Here is a 9703-nt window from a genome sequence, read left to right on the forward strand (position 1 = left end):
CTTTTGGAGTATTCTAGTTTCGACAATAAAACCGCAAGGGGTGCTGATTTTCGGCTGAGAGCGGGCTTATGGCCTGTAACCCTGAACCTGATCCGGATAATGCCGGCGGAGGGATGCTGCACAATGCTGTGGGGGCCTGCCCCCAACAGATGCTGTATGATAAGACCGCTTGGCTTTCCGGCTGGGCGGTCTTTTGATTGTACAGCAAAAAGGAGCGAGATTTTATGCCAAACGCAAGCGTAGCTATCCAAGTTGTTCCCAAAGTCATGGACGACGCCGAGACCATCCGCATTGTGGATGAGGTCATCGCCTACATCAAATCCACCGGCCTCACCACCTTTGTCGGCCCCTTTGAGACCGCCATTGAGGGGGACTACGACCAATTGATGGAGATCGTCAAAAACTGCCAGCTCATCGCCGCCAAGGCGGGCGCCCCCGCGGTCAGCACCTATGTGCGGATCTCCTACCGGCCGGAAGGCGGTGTGTTGACCATTGACCAAAAAGTCACCAAGCACCATCAATAAGGCCGCTCCCGGAGTGCTGATCGCCCTTCTTTTGGCCGTGTGGCAGGGGCTGTCCAGCCTGGGAGTGGTCCCCAAGTACATGCTGCCCTCCCCCGCTGATGTGGTCAAGGCCTTTTTTGCCGATTTTCCCCTTCTGGTCAGCCACTCCCAGACCACCCTGGCCGAGGCCGCCCTCGGTCTCTCCTGCGCCATCTTCCTGGCCTTTGTGGTCGCCTTCTTTATGGACCGCTACTCCCTGCTGCGGCGAGCGGTTTATCCCCTCTTAGTGGTGAGCCAGACGGTTCCCACCGTTGCCATCGCCCCCCTGCTCATCCTTTGGCTGGGGTATGGCATCGCCCCCAAGGTGGTGCTCATTGTCATCACCTGCTTTTTCCCCATGGCCATCGGATTGCTGGAGGGGTTTTCCTCCGCCGATCCGGACACCATCAACCTGATGCGGGCTATGGGCAGCACCCAGAACCAGATTTTCCGGTACGTCAAGTTCCCCTCTGCCCTGCGGCAGTTCTTTGCCAGCCTGAAAATCGCCGCCTCCTACTCGGTGGTGGGGGCGGTCATCTCCGAATGGCTGGGCGGCATGGAGGGCCTGGGGGTCTACATGACCCGGGTCAAAAAATCCTATTCCTTTGACAAAATGTTCGCGGTGATCTTTTTGATCTCCGCCATCAGCCTTCTGCTGATGAAGGCCATCGACCTGCTGCAAAAGAAGGCCACGCCTTGGGACAACCTGCGCCAGCAGGAACAAGAATTATAAGGAGAATTGTATATGAAACGGATACTTGCAGCCATCCTTGCGGCTGGGCTGGCCCTTTCCCTCACCGCCTGCGGCGGGAACGGCAATTCCAGTTCCTCCGGCGAGGGGGAATCCCTCAAAGAGATCACCTTCTGCCTGGATTGGACCCCCAACACCAACCACACCGGCCTCTACGCCGCCCAGGCCCTGGGCTATTATGAGGAAGCCGGCCTGAAGGTGGAGTTTGTCCAGCCCCCGGAAGATGGAGCTCCCGCCCTGGTGGCCTCGGGCAAAGCCCAGTTCGGCATCAACGCCCAGGACACTATCGCCCCCGCCCTCATCGGCGACGCCGCCCTGCCGGTCACCGCAGTGGCGGCCATTGTCCAGCACAACACCAGCGGCATCCTCACCCTGAGCGGAAAAGGGGTTGACCGTCCCAAAGGGCTGGAAGGCCGCACCTACGCCACCTGGCAGAACCCAGTGGAACAGGCCATGATGCGGTACTGCGTGGAAAAAGACGGCGGGGATTTCTCCAAGGTCAACCTGGTGCCCAGCACCCCCACGGATGTCCTCACCAGCTTGCAGACCAACGTGGACTCCATCTGGGTGTTCTACGGCTGGGATGGCATCGCCGCGGAAGTGAAGGGCATCGATATGGATTACTGGGCATTTTCCGACATTGAGCCCACCTTTGACTACTACACCCCAGTGATCCTGGCGAACAACGCCTTCCTCCAAGAGGACCCCGAGACGGCAAAAGCGTTCCTGGCCGCCACCCGCAAAGGGTATGAATACGCCATCGCCAACCCCAGGGAAGCTGCCGACTTCCTGCTGGCAGCCAGCCCAGAGCTGGACAAAGATCTGGTTTACGCCAGCCAGGAATACCTCTCCGCCCAGTATCAGGCGGACGCGGAAGCTTGGGGGGTCATCGACCCCGCCCGCTGGGACGGCTTCTATCAGTGGCTGTGGGACAACCAGCTGCTGGAGGAGGAAATCCCCGCCGGAACTGGGTACTCCAACGACTACCTTCCCCAGTAGCCCATGAGCAAGCTTGTCGTGGAGCATGTCTCCAAATCCTTTGACGGCGTCCCCATCCTAGAGGATGTCTCCCTCCGTCTGGAAGAGGGGGAACTGGTCTGCCTGCTGGGGGTGAGCGGCGCGGGCAAGACAACCTTGTTCAACATCATCTCCGGTCTGATGGAGCCGGAAGAGGGCAAGGTCTATCTCTCCGGCGAGGAGATCACCGGCAAGGCGGGAAAGATCAGCTATATGCTGCAAAAAGACCTTCTCCTCCCCTACCGGACGGTGCTGGGCAATGTGGCCCTGCCCCTCCTCATCCGCGGGGTGAAAAAAGAGGAGGCCTACGCCGAAGCCGCCCGCCACTTTGGGGAATTCGGCCTGGCGGGGACGGAACACCGGTACCCCAGCCAGCTCTCCGGCGGGATGCGGCAGCGGGCCGCCCTCCTTCGAACCTATCTCTTTTCCCAGAACGTGGCCCTTCTGGACGAGCCGTTCAGCGCCCTGGACACCATCACCAAAGGGGCCATCCACACCTGGTATCTGGAGGTGATGGAGCGCATCCGCCTCTCCACCTTGTTCATCACCCATGACATCGACGAGGCGATCCTCCTCTCCGACCGCATTTACATCTTATCCGGCAAGCCGGGGCGGATTGTGGCGGAGCTGGCCATTCGGGAGCCCAAGCCCCGCAGCGCTCAGTTTCCACTCACCGGGGAATTCCTTCAATATAAACGGGAGATTATCCGGCTGCTGGAACTGCCACACTAAGAAAAAATCCAGGAATCTTGAAAATATTTTTTGTTGTGACACCGTTCGACAAAATATCCCTTGACGGCCCCTTTATACTGAAAGGGTTAGGAGGGATTGGTATGCCCAAGGAACAGCAGCTGGAAAACTACCGGGAGACCTTGCGGGAACTGGAGGCAATGCCCCCTTCCCCACACCGCGATTGGCTGGTTTCACTGGTCCGGGAGCAGATTGAAGCGCTGGAAAAATCCGAGAAATTCCCGGTCCACCTGTAAGATCCCCGATCCCTTCCCGCTGCAAAGCGATGAAAAATCCCGGCGAACCCAATTGGGCTCGCCGGGATTTTTCATGATTTTTATTCCACCTGGAACTGCTTCCACCGCCCCATTTTCAGATAGATAAGCCCAAAGATCAGCGAGGTGGAGGATGCCAGCGGCGCCGCCAGCCCAATGCCGCTGAGGCTTCCCGGAATGTATCGGCTTAGGAAATAAGCAAGGGGCACACGAACCATTAACGTGGAAAAAAGGCCATTTGCCATCGAGAACACCGTGCGCCCACAGCCATTGAAAAAGCCGTTCATGCAGAATACAAAGGCCACCAGCAGATAGTCGATGGAGAAGGTTCGCATATATGCAATTCCGGCGGCAGTTACCTGCGGGTCCGCTTTGAAGATGTGCAGCACCGACTGCGGGGCCAGCTGTACCCACAAAAAGAAGAGGAACCCGCATCCCAAGGCCATGGAAATGGCGATAAGCAGGGATTTTTTTGCCCGATCCGGTTGTCCGGCCCCCATGTTTTGGGCTGTGAGGGCGGAAATCGCCCCGGAAAATGCCGTAGCGGGCAGCATGGCGAAGTTGGTGAACTTGCCGGCAATGCCCACCGCTGCCGAGGTGATCACCCCCAACGAGTTGACAATGGCCGCGATGAACAAAAAGGACACGCTGACCATCGATTCCTGCAAGGAAACCGGCAGACCAATTTTCAGCAGTTTCAATGCCTTATCCTTGTACATGTGGAAGCTTTGCAGCTTAAAGTCAAAGATAAAATCCCGCCGGGTCAGGTAGAGGATGGCCAAGCACATGCTCACCGCCTGGGAGAGGATGGTGGCCAGCGCCGCGCCGGCTGGGCCCATCCCCATGCCGCCGACCATAAGAAGATCCAGGGCAATGTTGGTCAGGCAGGCGATGGAGATAAAGAGGAGAGGACTTTTAGAGTCCCCTAGCCCCCGCAGCATGGCGCTGATGGCGTTGTAGCCAAAGATAAACAGGATGCCGCAGGAGGCAATCCGCACATAGGAGAGGGCCTGTTCGAAGGCCTCCGGCGGGGTTTGCAGCAGCGATAAAACCCAAGGGGCACACAAAAACATCACTGCCGTGAAACCCACCCCCGCCGCAGCGAACATGGTCAGCATGGTGCTGATGGTCTCCTTGGTGTCTTTTTCCAGTTTGGCGCCGAAATATTGGGCGATCAGAATGGTGCCGCCCATGGTGAGGCCGGATACCATGCTGGTGACAATCTGCATCACTTGGCTGCCCACCGACACCGCTGAAATACCCGCCGAATTGGCAAACCATCCCACCACCGCCATATCCACCGCGCCGTACAGCGCCTGGACAAAGTTGGCGATCAGATAAGGGATGGCAAAGGTGATCAGCCGGCGGCCGATGCTGCCCTCGGTCAAATTGCTGCTGTTGTTCTCCACAGGGAGCCCGCCTTTCTTCCATACAATCTTTTGGGAGGGAAGCATGGCATTTGAAGCTATCCACACAAAAAAAGCTGGATAAGAATCAACCGCGGTCGATCTCTTATCCAGCACAAATCCGTCTGCTATCGCATGAGGACTCCTACCCTCCGAGTGAAATTCAGTATACCATTTTTCGCCGGGAATTGTCAAGGAACAGAGAGTTTCTCCTTCCGACAACCTTATAGAAAAAGCGTTGCGGCACATGCTCCATTGTGGTATTATTTCATCTATATCATTCTATGGGCTGGAGGGCTTTTTGTGGAAAAATTGTTACAGGATATCAAACAATGGGCGCAAAATCACCCAAAAATTGAGGGGGTTATTCTCGTTGGGTCTTGTGCGCGGGGCGATCACAAAGATGATTCTGACATCGACCTAGTCCTCCTCACCCCCAGCAAGGAGGATTTTCTTCAAAACCAGGCATTCACAGAGCAGTTTGGGACTGTAGCACGCCGCCAGACCGAGTATTATGGGGCCTGCACCTCCATCCGCGTGTGGTATGAAGGCGGGCCGGAAGTGGAGTTTGGCCTTGTAGAACCGCCGTGGATCGCCCGCCCTTTGGATGCGGGGACAATGCAGGTATTACAGGGAGGGTATCGGGTGATTTTGGATAAAAAGCAGCGGTTTCCATCTTGTGTTCCCCCACCCTATACAAGTCCCTTCAATAAATAGAAGGATGCCGTTAACGGCATCCTTCTATTTGTTGCCTTATTCTGCCAATACTACCGGTTCAGCTTGAGGACGGTGTCCGCAACCACATCAACTGCGCGGGCCAAATCCTCGTATTTGCTGGATTCCTCCGGCGAATGGCTCACCCCGTTTTTGCTGGGGATGAAGACCATCACCGTATCCATCTCTTCCGAGAGAAGGTGGGTGTCATGGGTTGCGCCGCTGAGCATCCGCTGGCAGCTGTACCCAGCAGCCTTGCAGGATTCTTCCAAGAGATCCAGGAGTTCTGGGCTCATGGCGCCGGGCAGAATGTTGACCAGCTGTTCCACTGTGTAGCTCACCCCAGTTTCTTGGGAGACCTCCTCCAGTTTTTCCTTCATCTTGGCAACCACATGGTCGATTTTCTCCTTCTCGGCCGAACGGCAGTCCAACACCCATTCCACTTTGCCTGCAATGGTGTTGAGGGCATTGGGGTACACTTGGAAATAGCCAACCGTCCCCACAGTGCCTCCGCCTTCTTCCCGGGCCCATCCGGGGATGCAGCTCACCACTTTGGCTGCCGCCTCCACCGCGTCTTTACGCATATTCATAGGGGTGCTTCCCGCGTGGTTGGATTCGCCCACCATTTGCACCCGGTACCGCTGCAAGCCGGCAATGCAGTCTACAAGGCCCAGCTGGGTTCCAGTGGCGTCCAGCACAGGACCCTGTTCAATATGGATTTCGATAAAGCACTTGACCTTGCTGGGGTCGATGCGGCAGTCTTCGATCTTATCCGGGTCGAGGCCAAACCGGCGGATGGCCTCATAGATGCTCTCCCCCTCGCTGTCCTTCAGGGATTTGAGTTCCTCCAACGTCCAGCGGCCCAGCATGGCCTTGCTGCTGACAAAGCACACCCCGTAGACAATGCCCTCCTCGTCGTTGGTGGCCACCACCTCCAAAGGGTGCTTCAGCCCCACGCCGCTCTCCTTGACCAACCGGGCGATCTCTATGGCAGAGACCACCCCGGCAATGCCATCATAGGCCCCGCCAGACTTCACTGTGTCATAGTGGGATCCGATGAGGATGGCCGGGGCATCCGGGTCTTCCCCCTCCAGCCGGCCGATGACTGCCCCCGAGTTATCCACCCGCACGGCAAGGCCGATCTCCTCCATTTGCTGTTTTAAGTACTCCACGGCCTGCCGCGCTTCCTTGGTAAAGGGAAGCCGGGTGACGCCCTCGCCTGGGGTTGCGGTGAACTCCCGCAAGGTTTCCAAATGGTTTTGAAGCCGTGCTGTCAACTGAGTCAAATCCTTCATGATCGTATCTCCTCCCCTTTAAAATTGCAGGATTTATTGCCTTAAATATACCATATTTTCTCCCAACAAGCAATCCAAATCAGGCAGATTCCACAAGAATCCGCCAACCTTAGAAATTCCCTTGTTTTCTTTGCCGGACCGCTGTTATCTTGTGGGGAAATATGGTAAAATAGAATTTGTATATGTTTGCCCACCCCAGCCGCAGCGCCAAAACTGCGGCCTTCATACAAAAGGAGAACAAAAAACATGAGCAAAGTAACCTGGAAACCGGCGGCTCTGATGGCCCCCGTCCCCCCTGCCCTGGTATCCTGTGGCACGGTGGAAGAACCCAACTGCCTGACCATCGCCTGGACTGGCATCGTGAACACCAACCCGCCCATGACCTACATCTCGGTGCGGCCCACCCGCCATTCTTACCATCTGATTAAGGAATCGGGGGAGTTTGTCATCAACCTGACCACCAAGGAGCTGCTCCGGACTGCCGACTGGTGCGGGGCCCGATCCGGCGCCAAATATGATAAATTCAAAGAAAAAGGGCTGACGGCGGAGCCCGCCACCATTGTCTCCGCCCCGATGATCGCCCAGAGCCCGGTCAGCCTGGAATGCAAAGTCCGCTCGGTGACTCCCCTTGGCACCCACGATATGTTCCTGGCGGACATTGTGGCAGTCAATGTGGATGAAAAATACATCGACGAAACCGGCAAACTCCGGCTGGAGCAGTGCGGCCTGGTGGCCTATGCCCACGGTTCCTATTATGCCATCGGCAAAAAGATGGGCTACTTTGGCTATTCGGTGAAGAAACACGTCTCCCGCAGCAAGCTGCCCCCCAAAACCGGGAGAAAGAAATAACCCTGTCTATTATCACAAGCAAAGGATGAAGAAAACACTATGATCACTGTTTCCAACCTGAGCCTCCAATTTGGCGGGCAGAAGCTGTTCAGCGACGTCAACCTCAAATTTACCCCCGGCAACTGCTACGGCATCATCGGGGCCAACGGCGCAGGCAAATCCACTTTTTTGAAGATCCTCTCCGGTGCGTTGGAACCCTCTACCGGCACGGTGGAGATCCCCGCCGCCCAGCGGATGAGCGTCCTCAAACAGGACCATTACGCCTACGATGAGTACAATGTCATCCTCACTGTCATCATGGGCAACGAGCGGCTCTACCAAATCATGCAGGAAAAGGACGCCCTCTACGCCAAGGAGGATTTCTCCGATGAGGATGGGGTCCGCGCCTCCGAACTGGAAGGGGAATTCGCCGAGATGAACGGCTGGGACGCCGAGACCGAGGCCACCCAGATTCTCCAGGGATTGGGCATCGGGACCGATCTCCTCTATGCCCAGATGTCCAGCCTCACCGGCAGTGAGAAGGTCAAAGTCCTTCTGGCCCAAGCCCTCTTCGGCCACCCGGACATCATCCTGTTGGACGAGCCCACCAACGGCCTGGACATTCAATCCATCAACTGGCTGGAAGACTTCCTCCTGGACTTTGAGGGGACAGTCATCGTGGTCTCCCACGACCGCCACTTCCTCAACGCGGTCTGCACCCACACGGTGGACATCGACTACAACAAAATCAAGCTCTACGTGGGCAACTACGATTTCTGGTATGAATCCAGCCGGATTATGCAGTCGATGATGCGGGATCAGAACAAAAAGCGGGAGGACAAAATCAAGGAGCTGCAAAGCTTCATCGAGCGGTTCTCCGCCAACAAATCCAAATCCAAGCAGGCCACCAGCCGTAAAAAGCTGCTGGACAAGCTGACCGTGGAGGAGATGCCCGCTTCCAGCCGGCGTTACCCCTATGTGGCCTTCCAGCAGGATCGGGAAGTGGGCAAGGATATCTACTTCATGGATCGGGTCTCCAAGACGGTGGACGGGGTTCAGGTGCTGAACAACGTCTCCTTCCGGGTCAACAAGGGGGATAAAATCGCCTTCATCGGCGAGAACGAGATCGCCCTCACCACCTTGTTCAAAATCATGGCCGGCGAATTGGAACCGGATTCCGGTGAGACCAAATGGGGCGGCACCGTGACCACCTCCTACTTCCCCCAGGACAACTCCGCCTTCTTTGAGGGGTGCGACCTCTCCATCATGGAATGGCTGGCCCAGTTCTCCACCGACGAACATGAAAGCTACCTGCGGGGCTTTTTGGGCCGGATGCTCTTCTCTGGGGACGAGGCACTCAAACCGGTCAAGGTCCTCTCCGGCGGCGAGAAGGTGCGCTGCATGCTCTCCCGGATGATGCTGGCGGGCTCCAACGTCCTTCTTCTGGACCAGCCCACCAACCACCTGGATCTGGAGTCGATCACCGCCCTCAACAACGGGCTCATCGACTTTAAGGGCAATGTCCTCTTTACCTCCCATGACCATCAGTTCATCCAGACCATTGCCAACCGAATCATCGAGATAACCCCCGATGGGGTCATTGACCGGATGTCCACCTTTGACGAATACCTGGAATCCAAAGGACTCGCCCGGCAGTAAGGGGAACCACTCAAATCCATCCAAAGAAAAAAGGCATCCTCCCATAGACGGGTGTCCGTAAAACAGTTAATCCTCCGTATGGCTTAGACCATACGGAGGATTTGTTTATGTCTAATCTTCAAACTTGCTGGCGGCAAACGGTTTGTCAAAACCGTTTGCGGACGGCAAGTCCACAAGGGATAGCCGCATAAGCGGCGCAAGGGGGGTGTAGCCACCTTGACGGAACGAAGTGACGCAACATTCCCGGTCGGGCAGTTTTCTTCTGCTGACCGGGAATGAAGTAACCCAGGACGCACATACTCCCGATAGGAGAGTATAGAAGTGCGCCCTTTAGTTCCTAAAGGGATTTTATCAGTTCGACAAACTTGAATTTTCAAATTAGTCTTTGCAAATAACCTTTGAACCTTCACCATCAATTACAATTCCCTGACGGTTGTTAATTGGGCATAGATTCAAATCCGAAAACTCAGTCATTATTTTCTCGGTA

The 9703-nt window shown here is 56.2% G+C and carries 10 protein-coding genes, 1 pseudogene and 1 riboswitch; of the genes and pseudogenes, 8 read left to right on the forward strand and 3 right to left on the reverse strand.

The window, feature by feature from the left end:
• Positions 1-26 precede the first annotated feature (26 nt).
• Positions 27-131: riboswitch (TPP riboswitch) on the forward strand.
• 93 nt (positions 132-224) lie between these two features.
• The 5 genes from RDQ42_RS09160 to RDQ42_RS09180 all read left to right on the forward strand — a co-directional run bounded on the left by RDQ42_RS09160 (position 225) and on the right by RDQ42_RS09180 (position 3296).
• Positions 225-524 (forward strand): thiamine-binding protein, encoded by a 300-nt coding sequence (locus tag RDQ42_RS09160; protein ID WP_071427115.1) that lies wholly within the window; start codon positions 225-227, stop codon positions 522-524.
• Positions 493-1275, forward strand: coding sequence for an ABC transporter permease (locus RDQ42_RS09165; protein ID WP_231358422.1), 783 nt, complete (start codon positions 493-495; stop codon positions 1273-1275). The genes RDQ42_RS09160 and RDQ42_RS09165 overlap by 32 nt, the downstream gene beginning before the upstream one ends.
• A gap of 12 nt (positions 1276-1287) precedes the next feature.
• Positions 1288-2292, forward strand: coding sequence for an ABC transporter substrate-binding protein (locus tag RDQ42_RS09170; RefSeq protein ID WP_071427116.1), 1005 nt, complete (start codon positions 1288-1290; stop codon positions 2290-2292).
• 3 nt (positions 2293-2295) lie between these two features.
• Complete coding sequence (locus RDQ42_RS09175) at positions 2296-3042, forward strand: ABC transporter ATP-binding protein (protein ID WP_231358423.1); 747 nt, start codon at positions 2296-2298, stop codon at positions 3040-3042.
• Positions 3043-3143: 101 nt separating this feature from the next.
• Positions 3144-3296: a hypothetical protein gene (locus RDQ42_RS09180; RefSeq protein ID WP_153801618.1), complete on the forward strand. Its 153-nt coding sequence runs from the start codon at positions 3144-3146 to the stop codon at positions 3294-3296.
• Positions 3297-3376: 80 nt separating this feature from the next.
• Here the strand turns inward: RDQ42_RS09180 and RDQ42_RS09185 are convergent, their stop codons facing one another.
• A complete protein-coding gene (locus RDQ42_RS09185) occupies positions 3377-4723 on the reverse strand; it encodes an MATE family efflux transporter (protein ID WP_071428382.1) in 1347 nt (448 codons plus the stop codon).
• 300 nt (positions 4724-5023) lie between these two features.
• Between RDQ42_RS09185 and RDQ42_RS09190 the strand changes: the two genes are divergently transcribed.
• Positions 5024-5437 (forward strand): nucleotidyltransferase domain-containing protein, encoded by a 414-nt coding sequence (locus RDQ42_RS09190; protein ID WP_231358424.1) that lies wholly within the window; start codon positions 5024-5026, stop codon positions 5435-5437.
• A gap of 50 nt (positions 5438-5487) precedes the next feature.
• Here RDQ42_RS09190 and RDQ42_RS09195 read toward each other — a convergent pair whose 3' ends face one another.
• Positions 5488-6729: a M20 family metallo-hydrolase gene (locus RDQ42_RS09195; protein WP_071427118.1), complete on the reverse strand. Its 1242-nt coding sequence runs from the start codon at positions 6727-6729 to the stop codon at positions 5488-5490.
• A 246-nt stretch (positions 6730-6975) separates the two neighbouring features.
• On the opposite strand from RDQ42_RS09195, the gene RDQ42_RS09200 reads away from it, so the two are divergent.
• Positions 6976-7578, forward strand: a complete 603-nt coding sequence (locus tag RDQ42_RS09200; RefSeq protein WP_071427119.1) for a flavin reductase family protein — start codon at positions 6976-6978, stop codon at positions 7576-7578.
• 39 nt (positions 7579-7617) lie between these two features.
• A complete protein-coding gene (locus tag RDQ42_RS09205; protein ID WP_054331115.1) occupies positions 7618-9216 on the forward strand; it encodes an ABC-F family ATP-binding cassette domain-containing protein in 1599 nt (532 codons plus the stop codon).
• Between the two features lie 378 nt (positions 9217-9594).
• Here the strand turns inward: RDQ42_RS09205 and RDQ42_RS09210 are convergent.
• Positions 9595-9703 (reverse strand): annotated as a pseudogene (locus tag RDQ42_RS09210) (peptidase S51); the annotation flags it as partial.

The sequence above is a fragment of the uncultured Merdimmobilis sp. genome, assembly GCF_902471145.1.
Lineage (GTDB): Bacteria > Bacillota > Clostridia > Oscillospirales > Ruminococcaceae > Merdimmobilis > Merdimmobilis hominis.